The organism is Acinetobacter lwoffii, assembly GCF_024129595.1.
In the GTDB taxonomy this organism is placed as follows: Bacteria; Pseudomonadota; Gammaproteobacteria; order Pseudomonadales; family Moraxellaceae; genus Acinetobacter; species Acinetobacter lwoffii_O.
In genome coordinates, this window is record NZ_JAMXXS010000006.1 from 1 (window position 1) to 22,771 (window position 22,771).

Below are 22,771 nucleotides of genomic sequence, written 5' to 3' on the forward strand. Positions count from 1 at the left end.
CGATCGCAATGGACCCAGGTCTACGTTTTGCGATCCGTGAAGGCGGTCGTACAGTTGGTGCTGGTGTAGTTGCTAAAGTAACTGCATAATCATAGAATAAGACAAGCAGGTTGGAGTTTAGGCTCCAACTTGTTGTTTTGCAGGTCAGTAGTTCAATTGGTAGAGCGTCGGTCTCCAAAACCGAATGTTGGGGGTTCGAGTCCCTCCTGACCTGCCAAGTTTTTAAAAAGACGCTTGATGTCGGCAAAATTGGTCATATAATAAGTCGCGAAACCTACGACGAGTACAAAAATGTCGAATGAAAAATCACGCGACGCATTAGGCGAAGCGGCAATTCCTCAAAGAAATAATCCTGCAGTAGATGTAAGTTCTGGTTCTCCATTAGACATGGTTCTATGGGTTATCGCCTTGATTTTATTGGTTGGTGCAATGATGGTAAACCAATATTTACCAGCGTACTGGGCACCTGCGAATGATATTTGGGTGCGCGTTGGGGTGATTTTGGCTTGTATCGTTGCAGCATTCGGTTTATTATACGCCACCCATCAAGGCAAAGGCTTTATTCGTCTGCTGAAAGATGCACGAATTGAGTTGCGTCGAGTGACCTGGCCTACAAAACAAGAGACCATGTCCACATCTTGGCAAGTTCTTGTTGTAGTCGTAATTGCATCTATCTTATTGTGGTGTTTTGATTATATTTTAGGCTGGTTAATGAAGTTTATTATCGGGTAAGAGAGCTATGAAACGTTGGTACATTATTCATGCCTATTCAGGTTATGAAAAACAAGTGATGCGTTCGCTTAATGATCGAATCCAGCGTAGCGCTGTTGCCGATAGCTTTGGTGAAGTCCTTGTTCCTACCGAAGAAGTGGTAGAAATGAAGGATGGCAAGAAGCGTAAATCAGAGCGTAAGTTCTTTCCTGGCTATGTTCTAGTCGAAATGGAAATGAATGATGATACTTGGCACATTGTTAAAGAATGTCCAAAAGTTTTAGGTTTTATTGGTGGTACGGCTGAAAAACCGGCACCGATTACGCAAAAAGAAGCAGATGCGATTCTTGCGCGTGTACGCAATACTGGTGAAGCGCCTCGTCCTAAGACGATGTTTGAACCGGGCGAAGAATTACTCGTGGTTGACGGTCCATTCACAGACTTTAAAGGTGTGGTGGAAGAAGTTCAGTACGAAAAGTCGCGTTTAACGCTGACCATTAATGTATTTAACCGACCAACTCAAGTTGAATTGGAATTTCGTCAAGTCGAAAAATCAGTCTAATTTGTATGGGTTGAAAACGCCTGACTTATTTATAAGTCAGGCATTGTTGTTGTAACGGTATCGTTACTTGAAATCATTGGGGAGCCTTCACCGGCGTTTGCACCCAGAGGTAATTTGAAATGGCTAAGAAGATTGACGGCTATATCAAGCTGCAAGTTCCAGCTGGTAAAGCGAATCCATCTCCACCGATTGGTCCTGCACTAGGTCAACGTGGTGTGAACATCATGGCATTCTGTAAAGAATTCAATGCTGCTACACAAAAAGTTGAAGCTGGTCTGCCAATTCCAGTCGTGATCACTGTGTACAACGACAAGTCGTTCACATTCATCATGAAAACTCCACCTGCTGCTGTTCTTCTTAAGAAAGCTGCTGGTATCCAGAAGGGTTCAGCTGTACCTAACAAAACTAAAGTTGGTAAGTTGACTCGTGCTCAAATCGAAGAAATTGCGACTACTAAAGAACCAGATTTGACTGGTGCTGATTTAGACGCACGTGTACGTACCATTGCTGGTTCTGCGCGTTCTATGGGCTTGGAAGTGGAGCTTTAAGACATGGCTAAATTAACTAAACGTCAAAAAGCGATTGTAGCTGCTGTAGAAGCACACAAAGTTTACACGCTAGAAGAAGCTGTTGCAGTTTTAGAGAGCCTTCCAGCTCCTAAATTCAAAGAATCTCTAGATATCGCGGTAAACCTAGGTGTTGATCCTCGTAAATCTGACCAAGTTGTTCGTGGCGCGACTACACTTCCTGCAGGTACTGGTAAAACTGTACGTGTAGCTGTATTCGCTCAAGGCGCTGCTGCTGAAGCTGCTAAAGCTGAAGGCGCAGACGTTGTTGGTTTCGACGATCTTGCTGAAAGCATCCAAGCGGGTAACCTTGACTTTGACGTAGTAATTGCTGCTCCAGATGCAATGCGCGTTGTAGGTAAACTTGGTACGATCCTTGGTCCACGTGGCTTAATGCCAAACCCTAAAGTGGGTACTGTAACTCCTGACGTTGCTACTGCAGTTAAAAATGCAAAAGCTGGTCAAGCACGTTACCGCGTAGACAAAGCTGGTATTATCCATGCTGCGATCGGTCAGGTAGGTTTTGAAGCTGCTGCTGTTCGTCAAAACGTTGAAGCGCTTGTTGCTGACTTGAAGCGTTTGAAACCTGCTACGTCTAAAGGCGTATACATTCAAAAGATCACTTTGAGCTCAACTATGGGCCCTGGTTTGATCGTTGATGTAGCAAACGTTTCTAAATAAGTCTCGACTTATTACAGAATTTTAAAGCCCTGAAGATGTCTCCTTCTCCCTCTGGAAGAAGGTCGGGAAGAGGGTTAAACCTCTCCCTAGCCCTCTCCTAAAAGGAGAGGGGATAATTTAGGCAAACTTTGAATTGGTAAATGAAAATTTATCAGCGTCAAAGACCGCGGGCGAGGGGAGTTTTATGCTTCTCTCTTAATAGCCCAGCCTGCGTAGACGCGGTGGTGTGATTTGTTCATCCTCCGCGTGTGAGTCCAGTGATGGTCTTGCGAATTGGGAGTGTACTTCGCGTAAGTACATAAATCACCGTTAGGAGGTTTTACAATGGCTCTTCTTATCGAAGGCAAAAAACAGATCGTAGCTGAAGTAGCTGAAGTTGCTTCTACTGCATTTGCTGCTGTTGTTGCTGACTACCAAGGTTTGACTGTAGAGCAGTTAACTACTCTACGTGTTGAAGCGCGTAAACTTGGTGTTACTACACGTATCGTGCGTAACACTTTGGCTAAACGTGCTCTTCAAGATACTCAATTCAATATCTTGAACGACAACCTTGTTGGCCCAACAATCTTAGCTTTCTCGAATTCTGAAGACGACATGGGTGCTGCTGCACGTTTGTTCGAAGAATTCGCTAAAACTAATAAAGCATTTGAACTTAAAGCTGCTGCATTTGATGGCAAACTTTATCAAGGTGCAGAAGTTAGCGTAATCGCGAATCTTCCGAACCAAGAGAAAGCGCTTACTATGCTTGCAAACGTTCTTCAAGCTCCTATTTCGAAATTGGGCCGCTTACTTACAGCGCTTCAAGAGAAAAACGAGTCAGAAGCTGCTTAAGCTCAAACTTAAACACACATCATTCAATACCCATTTGGAGTTAATCTCATGGCTTTAACAAACGAAGAAATCCTAAACGCAGTTGCTGAAAAAACTGTTCTTGAACTTGTTGAACTTATCTCTGCTTTCGAAGAGAAATTCAATGTATCTGCTGCTGCCGTAGCTGTTGCTGCTGGTCCTGCTGCTGCTGCTGCTGAAGAACAAACTGAATTCAATGTTGAATTGACTTCTTTCGGCGCGAACAAAGTTGCTGTAATTAAAGCAGTTCGTGAAGCGACTGGCCTTGGCTTGAAAGAAGCTAAAGACATGGTTGAAGGCGCTCCTGCAGTTCTTAAAGAAGGCGTTTCTAAAGAAGAAGGCGAAGAGCTTAAGAAGAAACTTGAAGAAGCTGGTGCTACAGTTACTCTTAAGTAATTTCTTAAGGGAGCCGGTTTTTTATAATCGGCTCCAAAAATTGGCTGATGGCTCTTGGGTCATCAGCCTTTTTGCGTTACAATAATCGGCTCGATTTTTGTTTGCATGATATAAAAATCATACAAATTGAAAATAAACATAATGAACAAACGTTTACCAATATTTTTCATTAAAAAATATTGATAAGCGTTTTAATACCACTAAAAATTGCAGCATTTGTAAAGAGTGGTGGCCATATCGGCCAGCGTAATTCCTTCTGAGCCCGTTCTGCAGGCGGGCTTGGTTTACACTTTCCGAGGACTCCAGATGGCATACTCATATACCGAAAAGAAACGGATCCGTAAGAATTTTGGTAAATTGCCTAGCGTCATGGATGCTCCGTACTTGCTCGCGATTCAAGTCGACTCGTACAGAACATTCTTACAAGATGGCAAATCACCAAAAAACCGCGAAGATATCGGTCTCCAAGCCGCATTTCGTTCAGTTTTTCCTATTGAAAGTTATTCTGGCAATGCTGCTTTAGAATTTGTTGAGTATAGTCTTGGTAAGCCTGAGTTTGATGTACGCGAATGTATCCTTCGTGGCTCAACTTATGCAGCACCAATGCGTGTAAAAATTCGTTTGATCCTGAAAGATCGTGAAACGAAGTCAATTAAAGACGTACGTGAACAAGAAGTCTATATGGGCGAAATGCCATTGATGACGGATAACGGTACCTTTGTAATTAACGGTACCGAGCGTGTGATCGTGTCACAATTACACCGTTCACCAGGCGTATTCTTTGACCACGATAAAGGCAAGACTCACTCAAGTGGTAAAGTCCTTTATTCAGCGCGTATCATTCCTTACCGTGGTTCATGGTTAGACTTTGAATTCGATGCCAAAGACCTCGTCTATGTACGTATTGACCGTCGTCGTAAATTGCTTGCGACTGTGGTACTTCGTGCCTTGGGTTATAGCAACGAAAACATTCTCGATATGTTCTACGAGAAAGTACCTGTGTATCTTGACATGGGTAGCTACCAGATTGACCTGGTGCCTGAACGTCTGCGTGGCGAAATGGCGCAATTTGACATCCTGGACAAGGATGGCAAGGCAATTGTTGAGCAAGGTAAACGTATCAATGCGCGTCATGTACGTCAAATGGAAGCTTCAGGTCTTGAAAAACTTGCAGTGCCAGATGAGTACCTATATGAGCGTATCACTGCTGAAGACATCCCATTAAAAGATGGTGATGTGATTGCAGCCAATACTGTATTAAGCCATGAAATCATGGTGAAAATTGCAGAAGGCGGCGTGAAGCAATTCAATATTCTGTTCACCAATGATATCGACCGCGGTTCATTCGTTGCAGATTCTCTACGTGCAGATACAACGACTAGTCGTGAAGAAGCATTGGTAGAAATCTACAAAGTGATGCGTCCGGGCGAGCCACCAACAAAAGAAGCTGCTGAAAACTTATTCAATAATTTGTTCTTCTCTTCTGAACGTTATGACTTGTCTCCAGTCGGTCGTATGAAGTTCAACCGTCGTTTGGGTCGTCCTTACGAAGTCGGTACAGACCAGAAGTCACGTGAAGTTGAAGGCATTCTCTCGAACGAAGATATCACTGATGTATTGAAAACATTAGTTGAAATCCGTAACGGTAAAGGTGAAGTCGATGATATCGATCACCTGGGTAACCGTCGTGTTCGTTCTGTTGGTGAAATGACAGAAAACCAATTCCGTGTAGGTCTGGTTCGTGTTGAACGTGCTGTTAAAGAGCGTCTATCGCAAGCTGAAACTGACAACCTGTCTCCGCAAGATTTGATCAATGCGAAACCTGTTGCTGCTGCAATCAAAGAATTCTTTGGTTCAAGCCAGTTGTCTCAGTTTATGGACCAAAACAACCCGTTATCTGAGATTACGCACAAACGTCGTGTTTCTGCGCTTGGTCCCGGCGGTTTGACGCGTGAACGTGCAGGCTTTGAAGTACGTGACGTACATCAAACGCATTACGGTCGTGTATGTCCAATTGAAACACCGGAAGGTCCAAACATTGGTTTGATCAACTCGCTTTCTGTTTATGCGAAATGTAACAACTTTGGTTTCCTGGAAACCCCATACCGTAAAGTTGTTGATGGTCGTGTAACAGATGAAGTTGAATACCTGTCTGCGATTGAAGAAGTAGGCACTGTCATTGCACAGGCCGATTCTGCAATGGATAAAGATGGTAATTTAACAGAAGAGTTTGTATCTGTTCGTCATCAGGGTGACTTCGTACGTATTCCTCCTGAAAAAGTAACGCATATGGATGTATCTGCTCAGCAGGTCGTATCTGTAGCAGCATCACTGATTCCATTCCTAGAACACGATGATGCCAACCGTGCATTAATGGGTTCGAACATGCAACGTCAGGCAGTTCCGACGTTGATTGCTGACAAGCCGCTTGTTGGTACCGGTATGGAAGCGAACGTAGCACATGACTCAGGTGTATGTGTGATCGCTCAGCGTGGTGGTCGTATCGAGTTTGTTGATGCGTCTCGTGTCGTAATTCGTGTGAATGAAGACGAAATGATCGCAGGTGAAGCAGGTGTAGATATCTACAACCTGATCAAATACACCCGTTCGAACCAGAACACTTGTATCAACCAGAAAGTTCTTGTGAACCTGGGCGATAAAGTAGGTCGTGGTGATGTACTGGCTGATGGTCCATCAACAGATGGCGGTGAGCTGGCATTGGGTCAAAACATGCGCGTTGCGTTTATGACCTGGAATGGTTACAACTACGAAGACTCGATCTTGTTATCTGAGCGTGTACTTCAGGAAGACCGTTTAACGTCTATTCATATCCAGGAATTGTCATGTGTTGCACGTGATACCAAACTGGGTGCGGAAGAAATCACTGCTGATATTCCAAACGTAGGTGAAGCTGCTCTGTCTAAACTGGACGAGTCAGGTATCGTTTACATCGGTGCTGAAGTAACTGCTGGTGATATCCTGGTTGGTAAAGTAACCCCTAAAGGTGAAACACAGCTTACTCCGGAAGAAAAATTGCTACGTGCAATCTTCGGTGAAAAAGCGGCTGACGTAAAAGACTCATCTCTACGTGTTCCATCAGGTACCAAAGGTACAGTGATTGACGTTCAAGTGTTTACACGTGACGGTCTTGAAAAAGACGAACGTGCTCAAGCAATTGAAAAAGCGCAGTTAGATGCATACCGTAAAGACTTGAAAGAAGAATTCAAAATCTTTGAAGAAGCTGCACGTGAACGTGTAATCCGTCTACTGAATGGCCAAGAGTCGAATGGTGGCGGTACAACTAAACGTGGCGACAAACTGTCTGAAGATGTGTTGTCTGGTTTAGAGCTTGTTGATCTTCTTGAAATTCAGCCAGTTGATGAAGCAATTGCTGAGCGTTTAACTCAAATTCAAGTGTTCTTGAAAGAGAAGAGCTTTGAAATTGACGAGAAATTTGCTGAGAAAAAACGCAAACTTTCTACAGGCGATGAACTGACGACTGGCGTATTGAAAGTAGTTAAAGTTTATCTTGCTGTAAAACGTCGTATCCAGCCGGGTGATAAGATGGCGGGTCGTCACGGTAACAAAGGTGTTGTATCAAACATCTTGCCGGTAGAAGACATGCCACATGATGCCAACGGTGTACCTGTTGATATCGTATTGAACCCGCTTGGCGTACCATCGCGTATGAACGTGGGTCAGATTCTTGAAACTCACTTGGGTATGGCGGCGAAAGGTCTTGGCGATCAAATCGACAAGATGATGAAAGAGCAACGTACTGTACTTGAGCTTCGTGATTTCCTAGACAAGATTTACAACAAAGTTGGTGGCGAGCAAGAAGATCTTGATAGCTTGACTGATGAAGAAATCTTGAAACTTTCTGGCAACTTGCGTGCTGGTGTGCCTTTGGCTACTCCGGTATTCGATGGTGCTGAAGAAGGTCAGATCAAAGAGTTGTTACAACTTGCAGGCCTGTCTAGTACTGGTCAGACAGTATTATATGATGGTCGTACTGGTGAGCGTTTCGATCGTCCGGTAACTGTTGGTTACATGTACATGCTGAAACTGAACCACTTGGTTGATGACAAGATGCATGCGCGTTCAACTGGTTCTTACTCTCTAGTTACGCAACAGCCGCTTGGTGGTAAAGCACAATTCGGTGGTCAGCGTTTCGGTGAGATGGAAGTCTGGGCACTAGAAGCTTACGGTGCAGCATATACGCTACAAGAAATGCTGACTGTGAAATCGGATGACGTTGAAGGCCGTACCCGTATCTACAAGAACATTGTAGATGGCAACCATTATATGGACCCGGGCATGCCTGAATCGTTCAACGTATTGACCAAAGAGATCCGTTCTTTAGGTATCAACATTGAACTGAAAAATGGTGACTAATTAGTTCCATTGAATCTCCCCAAACCCCTCTTTGATAAAGAGGGCTTCCCCCTTAACAAAGGGGGACTGAGGGGGATTAAAATTCAGTTAAAAAACAATATTTGTGACCCAGTTGTTGAGTGAAAATCTCCACAACACACGGAGAAAAAAATTGAAAGACTTGCTCGATATCATGCGCAAAAAGACGGATTCAGACGGTCATGCTCCAGTAGAGTTTGACCGCATCCGTATTGGTCTTGCGTCACCAGAAATGATTAAGTCATGGTCTCACGGTGAAGTTAAAAAGCCAGAAACCATTAACTATCGTACGTTCAAGCCTGAACGTGATGGTTTGTTCTGTGCCAAAATCTTTGGTCCAGTGAAAGATTACGAATGCTTGTGTGGTAAATACAAGCGTATGAAATACAAAGGCGTCATTTGTGAAAAATGTGGCGTTGAAGTAACAACTGCGAAAGTTCGTCGTGAGCGTATGGGTCACATCGAGCTGGCATCTCCAGTTGCACACATCTGGTTCTTGAAATCATTGCCTAGCCGTATCGGTCTATTATTAGACATGACGCTACGTGATATCGAACGCGTATTGTATTTCGAATCTTATGTAGTGACCGATCCGGGTATGACTCCATTTGAGAAATACCAACTTCTAAACGATGAAGAATACTTCAATGCATTAGAAGAACACGGTGATGAATTCACAGCGAAAATGGGTGCTGAAGCGGTTCAAGACTTGTTGAAAGACATCGATCTTGAAGCTGAAATTGCGCGTCTTCGTGAAGAAATTCCTGTTACAACTTCAGAAACCAAGCTGAAAAAAGCGTCTAAGCGTTTGAAGTTGATGGAAGCATTCAACGATTCGAACAACAAGCCAGAATGGATGGTGTTAACTGTACTTCCAGTTCTTCCACCAGACCTTCGTCCGCTTGTACCACTTGAAGGTGGTCGTTTCGCGACTTCTGACCTGAACGATCTTTATCGTCGTGTGATCAACCGTAACAACCGTTTGAAGCGTCTTCTTGACCTTGCAGCGCCAGACATCATCGTACGTAACGAAAAACGTATGTTACAAGAGTCTGTAGATGCATTGCTAGATAACGGTCGTCGTGGTCGTGCAATTACCGGTTCGAACAAGCGTCCGCTTAAATCTTTGGCAGACATGATCAAAGGTAAGCAAGGTCGTTTCCGTCAAAACTTACTTGGTAAGCGTGTTGACTACTCTGGTCGTTCGGTAATTACTGTTGGTCCAAACCTGCGTTTGCACCAATGTGGTCTTCCGAAGAAAATGGCACTTGAACTGTTCAAGCCATTCATTTTCGCGAAACTACAAGCTTCTGGTCAAGCAACTACCATTAAAGCTGCGAAGAAAATGGTTGAGCGTGAAACCCCAGAAGTTTGGGACGTTCTTGCTCACGTGATTCGTCAACATCCAGTAATGTTGAACCGTGCGCCAACACTTCACCGTCTGGGTCTTCAAGCATTTGAACCGATCCTGATCGAAGGTAAAGCGATCCGTCTACACCCACTCGTATGTGCTGCGTTTAACGCCGACTTCGATGGTGACCAAATGGCGGTACACGTACCATTAACACTTGAAGCTCAGCTTGAAGCTCGTGCGTTAATGATGTCGACGAATAACATCTTGTCTCCAGCGAATGGTGAGCCAATCATCGTACCGTCTCAGGACGTTGTCTTGGGCTTGTATTACATCACGCGTGATGCAATTAATGCTAAAGGTGAAGGCATGGTGTTCGCGGATACTCACGAAGTAAACCGTGCACTAGCAACAGGTCAGGTTGATCTACACGCTCGCGTTAAAGCACGTGTACACCAGACTGTCATCGACGAAGACGGTAACCGTGAACAGCAAACCATTATTGTAGATACGACGCCTGGTCGCTGCCTGCTTTGGGAAGTTGTACCTGAAGGGATGGATTTCCAGCAAATTAACGTTGAGATGACCAAGAAAAATATCTCGAAGTTAATTAACTCTTGCTACCGTAAATTGGGTCTGAAAGATACTGTTATCTTCGCTGACCAGTTGATGTACTTGGGCTTCCGTCAAGCGACGCGTTCAGGTGTATCTGTCGGTATGGAAGACATGGTTATTCCACCGCAAAAACAAGCAATTATTGGTAAAGCGGAAGCTGAAGTTCGTGAAATCGAACAACAGTTCGAACAAGGTTTCGTAACTGCCGGCGAACGTTATAACAAAGTGGTCGATATTTGGGCACGTACCAATGACCAGGTTGCTAAAGCGATGATGGACAACTTGTCATTCACGACTGTTAAAAACAAACAGGGTGAAGACGAGAAGCAAAAATCATTCAACTCGATCTATATGATGTCTGACTCAGGTGCCCGTGGTTCGGCAGCTCAGATTCGTCAGTTGGCGGGTATGCGTGGTTTGATGGCGAAGCCGGATGGCTCGATCATTGAAACGCCTATTAAAGCGAACTTCCGTGAAGGTTTGACCGTACTTCAGTACTTCATCTCGACACACGGTGCGCGTAAAGGTTTGGCCGATACAGCATTGAAGACTGCGAACTCTGGTTACTTGACTCGTCGTCTGGTAGACGTTGCGCAAGACTTGGTCATTACCGAGCCGGATTGTGGTACGTATGACGGTCTGGTCATGACTCCGTTCATTCAAGGTGGCGATGTCATCGAAAACCTGGGTGCACGAGTATTGGGTCGTGTGGTTGCTGAAGATGTGAAACGTGTAGGTACAGACGAAGTTCTGCTTCCACGTAATACGTTAATTGACGAGAAATTGGCGACGTTTATCGAAAGCCAGGGTGTCGACGAAATTAAAGTACGTTCAGTCGTGAACTGTGCGTCTACCTTCGGTGTATGTGCGAAATGTTACGGTCGTGACCTAGCACGTGGTCATCAGGTGAACCCGGGTGAGTCTGTTGGTGTAATGGCAGCTCAATCGATTGGTGAGCCAGGTACACAGTTAACGATGCGTACCTTCCACGTCGGTGGTGCTGCGAGCCGAACTTCTGCTGCAAACAGTGTACAAGTTCGTAACCAAGGTACAGTACGTTTCCACAACGTGAAAACAGTACAACATGCCAAAGGTCATTTGGTGTCGACTTCACGTTCAGGTGAAATCGGTATTGCGGATGATTTAGGTCGTGAGCGCGAGCGCTATAAACTGCCTTACGGTGCCTCTATCTTGCTGAAAGATGGCGAAGCTGTAGAAGCAGGCGGTATTGTGGCGACTTGGGATCCGCATACACATCCATTGGTAACAGAAGTTGCTGGTAAAGTACGTTTCAGCCAGATTGCTGATGGCGTGACGGTTACTTCTAAAACTGATGATGCAACAGGTATGTCAACCATCGAAATCTTGCCAGTGACTTCACGTCCTGCGTCAGGTAAAGATTTGCGTCCTGCTGTTGTGTTGGATACCGTTGATGGTGGTGAACAGTTCTACTTCCTGCCACAGAACACGATTCTTTCTGTTCGCGATGGCGAAACGATTGGTGTCGGTGATGTCATCGGTCGTGTACCACAAGAAACTTCACGTACCCGTGATATTACCGGTGGTCTGCCGCGTGTAGCTGACTTGTTCGAAGCACGTAAGCCGAAAGAGCATGCAATCCTTGCAGAAGTGTCGGGTGTTGTAAGCTTTGGTAAAGAGACCAAAGGTAAGAACCGTCTGGTGATTACGCCGGATGATGGCTCTGAGATTTATGAAGAGCTGATTCCGAAATGGCGTACCATTAACGTGTTCGAAGGCGAACATGTGAACCGTGGTGAAACTATTTCTGATGGTCCACAGAACCCGCACGATATCTTACGTTTGAAAGGCGAAGTTGCGCTTACAAACTACATCGTGAACGAAGTTCAGGACGTATACCGTCTGCAAGGTGTAAAAATCAACGACAAGCATATTGAAGTCATCGTACGTCAAATGCTGCGTAAAGTTGATATCACTGATGGTGGCGATACCAGCTTCATCAAAGGCGAACAAGTGGATTACATCCGCGTTGTTCAAGAAAACCAAGCAGTTCTTGCACAAAACAAGTTCCCTGCGAAGTTTGAACGTCAATTGATGGGTATTACCAAAGCATCGCTTTCTACTGACTCGTTCATCTCTGCTGCATCGTTCCAGGAAACCACGCGTGTGTTAACTGAAGCGGCTGTAACAGGTAAAGAAGATGATTTACGCGGTTTGAAAGAGAATGTGGTTGTAGGTCGTCTGATCCCAGCGGGTACAGGTTTGGCTTACCACCTGGAGCGTCGTCGTCAAGAAGCAGAAGCTGCAGAATTTGAACTGCACAATGACTTCTCTGATGTAGACCAAGCTCTAAGCCAAGCATTTAACGAAGAATTCTAATTCGAGTTAAAGTTGAGAAAAGAGACGCCTTCGGGCGTCTTTTTTTTTGTCTGAAATTTATAAATAGGACATCTTGAACAGAAGAATAATCCATTGATATTTACAAAACTCAGCAGGAATACCGAGAGAAGTAACACGCTACAGATTTTAGTTTCATAAAATGAAGATAAGCTTAATTAAAGCAAGAACAGGAAGGCCAAGGTCATGAAAAAATTAATGGGTGTTATGGCAGTTGCCACTCTTTCAACCTTTATGTTGGCGGGTTGTGAAAGTATGTCTGCCAATGAGCAACGGATCGGTGCTGCAGCCCTGGGTGGTGCAGTCGGTGGTGGTGTCGGTAATAAAGTCGGCGGTGGCGTTGGTGCAGCTGTAGGTGGTGGTGCCGGTGCAGCAGTAGGTAGTAAATCCCAAGGCGGTTCAAACCGTAATGCGACCTATAGTGGTGTAGGTGGTGCTGTTGGTTCAGCAGTCGGTAAAAGCATCTTCGGTGGTAATGCGGGTGCTGCAATTGGTGGTGCAATCGGTGGTGGTGCCGGTGCTGCGATTGAACAGGATAACCGTCGTCGTTAAGTCGAAAGTTACTTCAGATTCATCTAGATTTAAAAGCGCCAATGTGGCGCTTTTATCTTATTTAGGAGCGTTAATTTTCCCTTTGCTCTGTTTACGCCGGATATATACCGTTTTTTCTACTTCGGCAATTCTGACCCCGGCTTCATCATAAATATTCAGCTGATAATGCCGATACACTGGCGCATTATCGGCTGCCAGATTGATAATCGTGGCAATTTCTTCAGCAGAAATCCGAATGTCCGCCACCACTGTGCCGCGACCCGGTGCCAAAAACTGAATGCTGGCGCCTTTATCCCAGACCAGATATTTCGGCCCCAAATGATGCATCAGCAATAACATATAAAAGGGATCGACCATTGAATACAGGCTGCCACCAAAATGCACACCGACAATATTCTGGTTCTTACGGGTCAGCGGCATTTTGACCCGAACGTGATAATTATTAAAATCAATCTTATCAATTTCAATGCCTGCACCACGATAAGGGGCATAGCGGTTCAGAATAAATTTTGAAACCAGAGGCAGTTTTTGAATTTTCTGGAATAGGCTCATACTGACATTCTTTTTGCGGCTGTGATTATGCATACTAGAGCAACAAAAATGCGCTGGCATTGATCAATCATGCCGATTTATAAACTAAGTGGTCAATAACAAAAACAGGATCAAAAGATGGAAATGCACATGCAATGGGTCGATACCACGGATCAGCAGCGTCTTTGTGTCAAAACTTATGGACAATCCGAACAACCGGCATTGGTGCTGGTTCACGGCTATCCCGATCATCAGGCAGTTTGGGAGCCAGCCATTGCTCATTTGAGTCAGGATTACTTTGTTGTGACTTATGATGTCCGTGGCGCAGGTGAGTCCAGTATTCCCAAAAAAATCTCCGATTACCGCTTGGCCCGTTTAAGTCAGGATCTGGAAGAGGTGGTGAATAAGGTATTGCCGAATCGAGCTTTTCATCTGGCTGCGCATGACTGGGGCTCAATTCAGTCCTGGGAATCTGTCACCGATCCACGCTTTAAAGGGCGAATTCTGTCTTATAGCACCTTATCTGGGCCATGTCTGGATCATGCCGCTTTCTGGATGCGTGAACAGTTCCAGCAAAACAAAGCAAAATTTTTAAAGCAAATGAGCAAATCTTGGTATATCGCGATGTTTCAGTTGCCTTTAGTGGCGCCGTTGGCCTGGAATTTTTTTAATCCGCAGCGTTGGGGCAAGATCGTGCAGCAACTGGAAAGACACGATGATCTGCCACTCAACCCGCATATTGTCAAAGATGGCAAATATGGTGTGAACCTGTATCGGGCCAATTTTTTGCCACGCTTAGCTCAACCACGGCAGCGTTTTGCCATCTGTCCGGTACAGGCGATTGTGCTGAAATATGACCAGTTTGTCGGGCCAGATCTGGTTGATGAAATGTCAAAATGGGTGGATGATTTCTCGAAAGTAGAACTGGCTGCCAATCACTGGGCGATCCTGAGTCAACCGGAGCAAGTGGCTCAATTGATTGATGAGTTTATTCAGCGTAAATCTGCTGACATTCATTGACAGGCCACTCCGCGAAACATGACCCGACCAGAAAAAAGTGGCGGAATTTTTATCCGCATTTTCTGATAAAATAGCCGCTTTCTCTCTATTCCGATTCATTATGTTCGCAATTCTTGCTGCTATTGGAGTCATGTTCGGACTCTCGTTGGCACGTGTACCTGTGGTTTTTGCCCTGGTCATTGGTGCTGTTACAGGTGGTTTATTGGCAGGTCTAGGCCTGCAGGGAACCTTGGATGCGTTTAACAATGGCTTGGGTGGTGGTGCTAAAATTGCCTTGGCTTACGGTATTTTAGGTGCATTTGCTTTGGCTCTGGCACGTTCGGGTTTACCGGATTTACTGGCTTATAAAATGATCAGTACCTTAAAAGGTGAGGCCGATTTTAAAGCGCAAAACCGGGTGAAATATCTGATCTTTTTCACAGTTGCTATTGCTGCCGTGTTCTCGCAGAACGTCATTCCCGTGCATATTGCCTTTATTCCGGTACTGATTCCGCCACTATTGGCTGTATTTAACCACTTAAAGCTCGACCGTCGTTTGATTGCCTGTTTGCTGACCTTTGGTCTGGTAGGCACCTATATGCTGATTCCGGTCGGTTTTGGTGCCATCTTCCTGAATGATATTCTGGGTCATAACATCAATACTTTTGGTAAGCCATATGGATTTGAAATTAGCTATGACCAGATTCCATCTGCGATGGCAATTCCAGTATTCGGTATGTTTGTGGGCTTATTGGTGGCGATCTTTATTAGCTATCGCAAACCACGCCAATATCAAGATATTCATGTCCAAGAGCAGCAAAGTATTTCTGCTGAACTGGGTGTGGCTGAACAGGTTAAACCGCAGATTGCCAAATTTACCATCTGGATGGCAGGTCTTGCAGTTATTGCCACATTGGCGGTACAGCTTTATTCAGACTCGATGATTCTGGCTGGTCTGGTCGGTGTCGCGATCCTGAGTTGTGCCGGGATCTTTAAATGGAAAGAAGCGGATGATGTGATCATTACCGGTATGCGCATGATGGCGCTGGTTGGCTTTATCATGATTGCGGCACAAGGCTTTGCCGCGGTGATTGAAGCGACTAATCAGGTACCAACCTTGGTTGAAGCATCAGTGAACTGGATTGGTGATAGCCAGGCATTGGCTGCCTTCCTGATGCTGTTGATTGGTTTGCTAATTACCCTAGGCATTGGTTCGTCTTTCTCAACCATTCCCATTCTGGCGATTATTTATGTTCCGCTGTGTATCCAGTTTGGTTTCAGCCCTGCGGCGACCATTGCGATTATCGGGACTGCGGCGGCTTTAGGCGATGCCGGCTCTCCAGCGTCAGATTCAACTCTAGGCCCAACATCTGGTCTGAATATGGATGGTCAGCATGACCATATGAAGGATAGTGTGGTTCCAACCTTCATTCATTTTAATATTCCGCTTATCATCTTTGGCTGGATTGCAGCCATGGTTCTGTAAGTCCTTTTTAATCTGCTCTGATATAAATCGGAGCAGATTTGCCTAGATTTAAAATAAATTATAAGATGTATTTAAAATATATATTTAAATAAAAATTAATATAAACCTGATTATTTTACTCTGAATAAATTCATATTTATCTGATTAATATACTTGGTATTTAAAACCAACCAATCTAGTCAATTTAAAATAAATTACTTTTTAAATCAGTATTTTAAATAATAATTAAAAATTAGTTTTATAATCCTTATTGCATATTATTTTTCCTCGTGTTTATTATTAATTAAGATTTATTTCCTTAATAATTATTCTTCCTATGGGGTATTTTAAAATGTTAAAGCAAGCTGCTCTAATTGCATTAATGGGTCTTTCTGCATCTGCGATGGCAGGTCAATGGCAGGTGAAAGTTGGTGCCAGCTCTTTAGCACCATCAAGTGACACTGAAATTGCACCAGGTTTAATCGTAGAAGCAGATCAAGAATATGGTTTTACGCCTTCAGTCGAATACTTCTTTAATGACAATATCTCGGCAGAATTATTATTGGCTACCCCGTTTAACCATGACATTTCTGCTCAGGGTCTAGGGAAAATTGCCAAGATTAAACATCTTCCACCAACTATTACCGCTAAATATCACTTTAAAAATGCAACACGCTTTACGCCATATATTGGTGTAGGTGGCACAGCTTTTATTGCTTGGGATGAAGAAGGTCTGGCTAAAGATGTGAAAGAGGAATTTGGTTTGGCAGGTCAGGTCGGTTTTAATTATCAGCCAGCCGATGCCAAAAACTGGGGGGTATTTGCTGACGTGCGCTATGCAGATTTGAGTCCTGAAGTGACATTAGATGATGCTGATAATACTAAATTCGACTTGAATATTGATCCTTGGGTTTACACGATCGGTTATAGCTACAAGTTCTAAATTCTAGCCTTGCTCAACAAAAAAGCCTCATCTTGAATGAGGCTTTTTTTTCAAAATAACAACGATTTATAACTTATTGAAATTGAGCAGATCGGCAATGTTCAACTATATTAAAACGAATAAAGTAAATATTAATTGAATACGACTTAATAATTGAATAATAAGGAAGATCAGCATGAAGTTTTTAAGCCAAGGTATTGTGATCTTCTTCAGCCTGCTGGCAGGGTCTGCCTATGCGGCAAGTTTTGATTGTCAGAAAGCTGAAACCGTGACAGAGAAAGCGATTTGTGAACATCGTCTGCTCAATGATGCCGATGTCAAGATGAGTACCAGCTATCATATTTTACGCCGTATGGTGCCTATGGGAACCCGTTCGGTGATCCAGCGTGATCAGGTGAAATGGCTACAGTTCCGTGACCGCTGTCAGGAATCTGTGTCCTGTCTGAGTCAGGTCTATAATATGCGTCAGCAGCAAATAGACCTGCAATTTCAACGTATTTATAAGCTTGGGCCTTATTAAGCCTTAAACCTAAGCCTTTACAAATCCAAGTCATTTTAGATCAAGAGATCCTTTATAAAATATCTTGAGAAAAAATATACAACTGGCTATTGAAAATTTAGTAACTCACTCCATTCATATAGGCAACAGTATTGACCTGTATTTAAAATAAAAGGAGTGATTAATGAGCGAGTCTAGCGCACAAAAACATAGTTTCCAGGCTGAAGTGGCTCAGTTACTACATCTCGTGACCCATTCGCTTTATTCAAACCCTGAAATTTTCCTACGCGAATTGATCTCGAATGCCTCAGATGCATGTGACAAATTACGTTTTGAAGGGATTAACCATCCTGAATTTTATGAAAATGATCCTGATCTGCGCGTTCGTGTCAGTCTGGATGCAGACAATAAAACCATTACCATTTCAGACAACGGGATTGGCTTGAGCGAGCAGGAAGCCATTGATAATTTAGGGACTATTGCCAAATCAGGCACCAAAGACTTTATGTCCAAACTGACCGGCGATCAAAAAGCTGATGCCCAGCTAATTGGCCAGTTTGGTGTCGGTTTCTATTCCGGTTTTATTGTGGCTGACAAGATCACGGTAGAATCGCGTCGTGCTGGCACAGATGTCTCTGAAGGGGTGCGCTGGATCAGTGGTGGTACTGGTGAGTTCGAAGTTGAACAGATCACGAAACAAGGACGTGGTACCGATATTATTCTGCACTTACGTGACGATGCGCTGGATTATCTGCAAAGCTATAAAGTGAAGCAGATTATCAATAAATATTCAGACCACATCAGCCTGCCAATCCAGATGCAAAAAGAAGTCTGGCAGGAAGAAGAAGCGGCTGAAGGTGAAACATCTAAAGGTGGCCAGTATGTCAAAACCGATGAGTGGGAAGCCATTAACTCGGCCAGCGCATTATGGACTCGTAACAAGTCTGAAATCACTGAAGAGCAGTATGTCGAGTTCTACAAGAACTTAAGCCATGATTTCGCAGCGCCATTGGCTTGGGCGCATAATCGGGTGGAAGGCAGCACTGAATATACCCAGTTATTATATATTCCAAGCAAAGCGCCACATGATATTTTCACCCGTGAATCCAAAGCGGGTATCAAACTGTATGTGAAACGCGTGTTCATTATGGATGATGCAGATAACCTGATTCCAAACTATCTGCGCTTTGTACAGGGTGTGGTGGACAGTGCCGATCTGCCATTGAACGTGAGTCGTGAATTACTGCAAGAAAGCCGTGATGTAAAAACCATCCGTGAAGGCAATACCCGCCGTATCCTGACCATTTTGGATAATCTGGCTAAATCTGAAGATGAAAAAGATCAGGCAAACTTTAAGACTTTCTATCAGGAATTTGCTTCAGTATTGAAAGAAGGTCTGGGTGAAGATTTCAGTAACCGTGAACGTATCTTGAAACTGCTACGTTATGCAACGTCGACCAATGATGAAGTCAGCACGTCATTGGCAGACTATAAAGCACGTATGCAAGAGGGCCAAAAAGCCATCTATTATGTGACTGCAGATAGCCTGAATGCTGCGAAGAATTCACCACAGCTGGAATTGTTCAAGAAAAAAGGCATTGAAGTTCTGTTAATGACTGAACGCGTAGATGAATGGGCGATGAACTTTGTGAATGAGTTCGATGGTACGCCGTTGCAAAACGTGTCTAAGGGTGCAGTGGACTTGGGTGACCTTCAGGATGCCGAAGAGAAAAAAGCACTTGAAGCAGCTGCCTTAGAGTTTAAACCGGTGGTGGATAAGCTCACAGACTCACTCAAAGACAAGACCAAGGAAGTAAGGGTGACGACGCGTCTGGTCGATTCTCCGGCTTGTCTGGTGACGGGCGAAGGTGAGTTGTCTCCGCAGCTGATTCGTATGCTGAAAGATGCGGGTCAGCCTGTGCCGGATATCAAGCCGATTCTGGAAATTAACCCGGAACATCCGTTGGTGAAAAAACTGGATGGCTCGGCGCAGTTTGATGATCTGGCCAATGTGATCTTTGACCAGGCGGTGATTGCAGAAGGTGGATTACCAGAAAATCCTGCTGAATATGTCAAGCGAATTAATAGTTTGCTGCTTGCTTAAGTGCTGATGTATTGAATGAGAAAATCCCTCTTAGGAGGGATTTTTTATGTCTGCTTCATTTTTCAATTCTAGAAATGATCTGGAAAAACGATAGACAGGATAAAAAAATACCTTCGAATCATAAATCTATATTTTGGATTACTAATTAATTTTTAATTTATAATTACGATTATAAAGCAAAGAGAGAGAATGTTATGAAATTTAAGCTGATGATCAGTATGGGCGCTGTAATCCTGATGTCGATGAGCCAAGTTAGTCTAGCGGCACCTGCTGCAGAAAAAATGGTACGCACAGATCGAATCAGTTTTTATAAAGTTGCGAAAGTAGAGACAGCAAAACTACAACGTGTGCAACATAGCGATCGTATTCGCTTCAATATGCCAGTGATGGAGCAACCTTCATTACAGCAAAAACGAGTGCTACGCAGTGATCGTATTATCTTGAATAAAACCAGCTAATAATTACCGCGCTGATTGCCTCAGTAATATTGAAAAAAGCCCATGAATGATGGGCTTTTATATTTTCCACCATCATTCAGTTTAAAACAATGCTTCTAAACGTACCAAAGCCCCGACATAGTGGTCACGATCCTCGCGATGATCATTCAGGTAGTTCAGGTCGGTCTGGACAAAAAACCATTCACGTAAAAAAGGTTGTCTCCACGACACATAGGGACCCCAGCGGTTAAGACGCAGATCCTTGTCATTTAGATAACCACCGGTATAAATGCCGTAACTAAAACGGTTGTCCTGAAAAAACTGATGTTGCCTAAAGGTGTAGTTGTCCCAGGTCAGATCGTCGTCTTGTTCATCTGCATAAGTCAGACTGAGCTGATTGGAGAAAAAGGCCTGATTGGGACGGGCGTGGATTAGTTCCAAGTTGGTCCGTAAATAGTTTTCACTTTGAATGCCATAGCGATAAATCTGTTCGGCATGAAAAGAGTAGTCATTTTCTAGTGTCCAGTCCTTACTGGCTTTGACACGCAGATAAATATCATCGCCAGAACGTAAGCCCAGATCCAGATCGGTTTCGAAAGGAATACGATCTGACCATTCAGACCAACGTAAGGCAAAAGAGCTGTTATCTTCACGTGCACGTTTAGTATCCAGACGTTTATCTCCGGAAGTGGCAGGATTTTCATTGGTAATCGCGACATTGCTGTCTAATTCATTGTCCAGACTGTCATCACCAAAAACCACACTCAGCTTTTGTTCCAAGGTTGGAAGTTTGATCTTGCCGCGGATTCGGGGTTTAATCTCATAGCCTTCATATTCATCCCAGCGATTATCTAAAATGATCCGTAATGTGGCTGCAGCTGGCTGATCCGGATCGGTTTCACCAAACCAGTTATCAATTTTATGTGCAGTACGATCAGCCCATTCGCGGATGCCTTTCTGTTTTTGATCCGCCCATGAATAATTTTCTGTCTCTAGTGTGGATGGAACGATGGCGACACTTGATTGCTCTGGCAGAACCGTCGGTGTTGCATCGATCAAACGTGGAATCTGATCCAGCAAGCCTGATCGGCTTGGCTCTGTATTTGTTGAACTGGCAGAAGCAGCTGTGACTGAATTTGCCCAAGACATGCTACCACTCATTCCTAAGCCCAGAGAGAGCAGTAAAATTTGAGTAATCCTGTTTATTTGCATGAGATATTTGTTGCTCTTGTATTCTTATATTCAGCTGTAGTTTTCTAAAAAAACGCCTTAAAAAGCAAGTTAAAGCTACAAAATAACAGCAATTATTCAATCATTTGAGTCTGAATTTCCCGATAAAGCTCTAATACCCGAATGGGTTGCGGCATTGTTAAAATAATATTGTGAATATTCTGCCAATTTAGCTGTTTGTCGCGTTGCAGCAAGATGTGTGGATAGGCCAGCTCATCCTCTGCCAGAGAGATGCGTTTTTCACCATGAATCACTCGAATTTTTTGATGTTCCTGTAGCAAGAGCACTGGAGTAGAAAAATTAGCAGCAGCTTCTTTGAACGAAATAAATTTCTGCTTCTGAATAAACTGGGCGGGTATAAAAGGATGGTAATCTGGCTTTGTCCAGACTGTTTCAGCCTGCTGCAAGTAAGCCGTTGAAAAAAGCTCGAGTTGCATGAACCTGATGCTTATAACAGACCAGGCCAGTGATTTAATCGCAGCAGCCTGGCGTTGATGGTGGGTAAGCCAATGTTGAATACAATAGTGAGCCTGCAACTGACTCGGTACCCCTAAGAGCATCAGATATTTAACAAACTGGCCTTGCAGATTCAGTTGTTCAACCAAATAAACCTGACGTGCCTGCCAATTATCTTCTGCTGCATAATACAGTGCGATATCCAAATAGGCAGGATGCTCGATATTCTCAGTCATTTCTAAAGCACAGAGCCGCTGGATATTGGTTTCTTCTAAGCCTAAAGGGTATACATGGGCGTTTAGTTCACCTAGTTGAATCTGTGCAGGGAATTGAATCAATTCGGAGACTGTGATCTGTTCTTGCGGAATTTTCGTTATTGTCATTTCAGCTTTTAGTTGAGGATTTAGTTCCTTGGGTTCAGTCAGTATCTGATTGGTTGACTCATCTGGGCGGCGTAGTTCTAATGCATGGATTCTTGCGCGCGGCCGTCCCCGATGATATTTGGTTGTTTCCACAGAATTGCAGCTGGTTTCAGCTTCGTTTAAGGATAAGGCAGGAACGATCAAGGGGGGATCCTGTTGCAGACAAGAAAATTGCTGCTGTTGTTGCAACAGCCAGATATAACAGTGTTGCAGTTCAGCCCATTGGCTGTGCAAGGAAGGAGATTGGGGAATCGGAATCAGCCAGATTTGCCAGCCACGTTCAGGATGATGTAAAACTGCCCAGCCTGAATCCGGATGGGCAGACAATGCTTGTTCCAGCGCCAAGATTTCGGTGAAATAGCCACGAAAGCTTAGATGATAAGACGTATTAGCAGAAAATTGGTAAGCAACAAGTTCAGGTTGAGTGCGGGCCTTAAATGCTGAAATCTGGGTCTTGAAAATAGGCTCATCACACAGATTAAAAATATCGCGTATCCTTTTTTTAGAACGGGCAATTTCATAGAAAGGCAGGACTTTATGCTCCAGTTGCTGCGCCAGTCCATGTAATTCTTTAATTAAGTGTGCTTTTTCTAAAGCATTCATTTTTTGATCT

General features: G+C 44.0%; 19 protein-coding genes and 1 tRNA gene. 17 read left to right on the forward strand and 3 right to left on the reverse strand.

The features are described 5' to 3' along the window. The 11 genes from NI466_RS04745 to NI466_RS04795 all read left to right on the forward strand — a co-directional run. A partial coding sequence (locus tag NI466_RS04745) for an EF-Tu C-terminal domain-related protein (protein WP_445585614.1) occupies positions 1-89 on the forward strand: 89 nt, incomplete at its 5' end. A 52-nt stretch (positions 90-141) separates the two neighbouring features. Continuing rightward, a tRNA-Trp gene (locus tag NI466_RS04750) sits at positions 142-217 on the forward strand. Between the two features lie 74 nt (positions 218-291). Further along, positions 292-732 (forward strand): preprotein translocase subunit SecE, encoded by a 441-nt coding sequence (secE, locus tag NI466_RS04755; protein ID WP_004278617.1) that lies wholly within the window; start codon positions 292-294, stop codon positions 730-732. 7 nt (positions 733-739) lie between these two features. Next, positions 740-1,273, forward strand: a complete 534-nt coding sequence (gene nusG, locus NI466_RS04760; protein ID WP_004278615.1) for a transcription termination/antitermination protein NusG — start codon at positions 740-742, stop codon at positions 1,271-1,273. Positions 1,274-1,392: 119 nt separating this feature from the next. After that, positions 1,393-1,821 (forward strand): 50S ribosomal protein L11, encoded by a 429-nt coding sequence (gene rplK / locus NI466_RS04765; RefSeq protein WP_004278614.1) that lies wholly within the window; start codon positions 1,393-1,395, stop codon positions 1,819-1,821. A gap of 3 nt (positions 1,822-1,824) precedes the next feature. Beyond that, positions 1,825-2,520, forward strand: coding sequence for a 50S ribosomal protein L1 (gene rplA, locus NI466_RS04770; RefSeq protein WP_004278613.1), 696 nt, complete (start codon positions 1,825-1,827; stop codon positions 2,518-2,520). A gap of 324 nt (positions 2,521-2,844) precedes the next feature. Then, entirely contained in the window at positions 2,845-3,351 is a 507-nt protein-coding gene (gene rplJ / locus NI466_RS04775) for a 50S ribosomal protein L10 (protein WP_004278612.1), read from the forward strand. Between the two features lie 48 nt (positions 3,352-3,399). Next, positions 3,400-3,765 carry a 50S ribosomal protein L7/L12 gene (gene rplL / locus NI466_RS04780; protein WP_004278611.1) on the forward strand — a complete coding sequence of 122 codons (366 nt, stop codon included), beginning with the start codon at positions 3,400-3,402 and terminating at the stop codon, positions 3,763-3,765. A 306-nt stretch (positions 3,766-4,071) separates the two neighbouring features. Further along, entirely contained in the window at positions 4,072-8,160 is a 4,089-nt protein-coding gene (rpoB, locus tag NI466_RS04785; protein WP_071851069.1) for a DNA-directed RNA polymerase subunit beta, read from the forward strand. Positions 8,161-8,311: 151 nt separating this feature from the next. Beyond that, positions 8,312-12,502 carry a DNA-directed RNA polymerase subunit beta' gene (gene rpoC / locus NI466_RS04790; protein ID WP_004278609.1) on the forward strand — a complete coding sequence of 1,397 codons (4,191 nt, stop codon included), beginning with the start codon at positions 8,312-8,314 and terminating at the stop codon, positions 12,500-12,502. Between the two features lie 204 nt (positions 12,503-12,706). Next, complete coding sequence (locus tag NI466_RS04795) at positions 12,707-13,072, forward strand: glycine zipper domain-containing protein (RefSeq protein WP_005108070.1); 366 nt, start codon at positions 12,707-12,709, stop codon at positions 13,070-13,072. Positions 13,073-13,129: 57 nt separating this feature from the next. Here the strand turns inward: NI466_RS04795 and NI466_RS04800 are convergent, their stop codons facing one another. Beyond that, a complete protein-coding gene (locus NI466_RS04800; protein ID WP_216986616.1) occupies positions 13,130-13,624 on the reverse strand; it encodes a DUF4442 domain-containing protein in 495 nt (164 codons plus the stop codon). Positions 13,625-13,741: 117 nt separating this feature from the next. Between NI466_RS04800 and NI466_RS04805 the strand changes: the two genes are divergently transcribed. The 6 genes from NI466_RS04805 to NI466_RS04830 all read left to right on the forward strand — a co-directional run bounded on the left by NI466_RS04805 (position 13,742) and on the right by NI466_RS04830 (position 20,071). Then, positions 13,742-14,623, forward strand: a complete 882-nt coding sequence (locus tag NI466_RS04805) for an alpha/beta fold hydrolase (protein ID WP_253172929.1) — start codon at positions 13,742-13,744, stop codon at positions 14,621-14,623. Positions 14,624-14,723: 100 nt separating this feature from the next. After that, positions 14,724-16,088 (forward strand): Na+/H+ antiporter family protein, encoded by a 1,365-nt coding sequence (locus NI466_RS04810; RefSeq protein WP_005095288.1) that lies wholly within the window; start codon positions 14,724-14,726, stop codon positions 16,086-16,088. A gap of 331 nt (positions 16,089-16,419) precedes the next feature. Next, positions 16,420-17,010: an OmpW/AlkL family protein gene (locus NI466_RS04815; RefSeq protein WP_071851079.1), complete on the forward strand. Its 591-nt coding sequence runs from the start codon at positions 16,420-16,422 to the stop codon at positions 17,008-17,010. A 175-nt stretch (positions 17,011-17,185) separates the two neighbouring features. Then, positions 17,186-17,530, forward strand: coding sequence for a lysozyme inhibitor LprI family protein (locus tag NI466_RS04820; protein WP_004647317.1), 345 nt, complete (start codon positions 17,186-17,188; stop codon positions 17,528-17,530). Positions 17,531-17,693: 163 nt separating this feature from the next. Beyond that, on the forward strand, positions 17,694-19,613 hold the full coding sequence (htpG, locus tag NI466_RS04825) for a molecular chaperone HtpG (protein ID WP_071851076.1): 1,920 nt from the start codon (positions 17,694-17,696) through the stop codon (positions 19,611-19,613). Positions 19,614-19,807: 194 nt separating this feature from the next. Further along, positions 19,808-20,071 carry a hypothetical protein gene (locus tag NI466_RS04830; RefSeq protein WP_253172931.1) on the forward strand — a complete coding sequence of 88 codons (264 nt, stop codon included), beginning with the start codon at positions 19,808-19,810 and terminating at the stop codon, positions 20,069-20,071. Positions 20,072-20,152: 81 nt separating this feature from the next. Here the strand turns inward: NI466_RS04830 and NI466_RS04835 are convergent, their stop codons facing one another. After that, entirely contained in the window at positions 20,153-21,262 is a 1,110-nt protein-coding gene (locus NI466_RS04835) for a hypothetical protein (protein ID WP_253172933.1), read from the reverse strand. A gap of 92 nt (positions 21,263-21,354) precedes the next feature. After that, the gene (locus NI466_RS04840) at positions 21,355-22,761 is read right to left on the reverse strand and encodes a hypothetical protein (protein WP_253172935.1); all 1,407 of its coding nucleotides are present in this window, start codon (positions 22,759-22,761) and stop codon (positions 21,355-21,357) included. Between the last annotated feature and the right edge of the window lie 10 nt (positions 22,762-22,771).

Coding starts and splice junctions, on each gene's coding strand:
- rplA (WP_004278613.1), top strand. CDS start 1,825: ATGGCTAAATTAACTAAACGTCAAAAAGCGATTGTAGCTGCTGTAGAA.
- nusG (WP_004278615.1), top strand. CDS start 740: ATGAAACGTTGGTACATTATTCATGCCTATTCAGGTTATGAAAAACAA.
- rplL (WP_004278611.1), top strand. CDS start 3,400: ATGGCTTTAACAAACGAAGAAATCCTAAACGCAGTTGCTGAAAAAACT.
- NI466_RS04835 (WP_253172933.1), bottom strand. CDS start 21,262: ATGCAAATAAACAGGATTACTCAAATTTTACTGCTCTCTCTGGGCTTA.
- NI466_RS04840 (WP_253172935.1), bottom strand. CDS start 22,761: ATGAATGCTTTAGAAAAAGCACACTTAATTAAAGAATTACATGGACTG.
- NI466_RS04810 (WP_005095288.1), top strand. CDS start 14,724: ATGTTCGCAATTCTTGCTGCTATTGGAGTCATGTTCGGACTCTCGTTG.
- secE (WP_004278617.1), top strand. CDS start 292: ATGTCGAATGAAAAATCACGCGACGCATTAGGCGAAGCGGCAATTCCT.
- NI466_RS04795 (WP_005108070.1), top strand. CDS start 12,707: ATGAAAAAATTAATGGGTGTTATGGCAGTTGCCACTCTTTCAACCTTT.
- NI466_RS04830 (WP_253172931.1), top strand. CDS start 19,808: ATGAAATTTAAGCTGATGATCAGTATGGGCGCTGTAATCCTGATGTCG.
- NI466_RS04805 (WP_253172929.1), top strand. CDS start 13,742: ATGGAAATGCACATGCAATGGGTCGATACCACGGATCAGCAGCGTCTT.
- NI466_RS04800 (WP_216986616.1), bottom strand. CDS start 13,624: ATGAGCCTATTCCAGAAAATTCAAAAACTGCCTCTGGTTTCAAAATTT.
- rplJ (WP_004278612.1), top strand. CDS start 2,845: ATGGCTCTTCTTATCGAAGGCAAAAAACAGATCGTAGCTGAAGTAGCT.
- NI466_RS04815 (WP_071851079.1), top strand. CDS start 16,420: ATGTTAAAGCAAGCTGCTCTAATTGCATTAATGGGTCTTTCTGCATCT.
- rpoB (WP_071851069.1), top strand. CDS start 4,072: ATGGCATACTCATATACCGAAAAGAAACGGATCCGTAAGAATTTTGGT.
- htpG (WP_071851076.1), top strand. CDS start 17,694: ATGAGCGAGTCTAGCGCACAAAAACATAGTTTCCAGGCTGAAGTGGCT.
- rplK (WP_004278614.1), top strand. CDS start 1,393: ATGGCTAAGAAGATTGACGGCTATATCAAGCTGCAAGTTCCAGCTGGT.
- NI466_RS04820 (WP_004647317.1), top strand. CDS start 17,186: ATGAAGTTTTTAAGCCAAGGTATTGTGATCTTCTTCAGCCTGCTGGCA.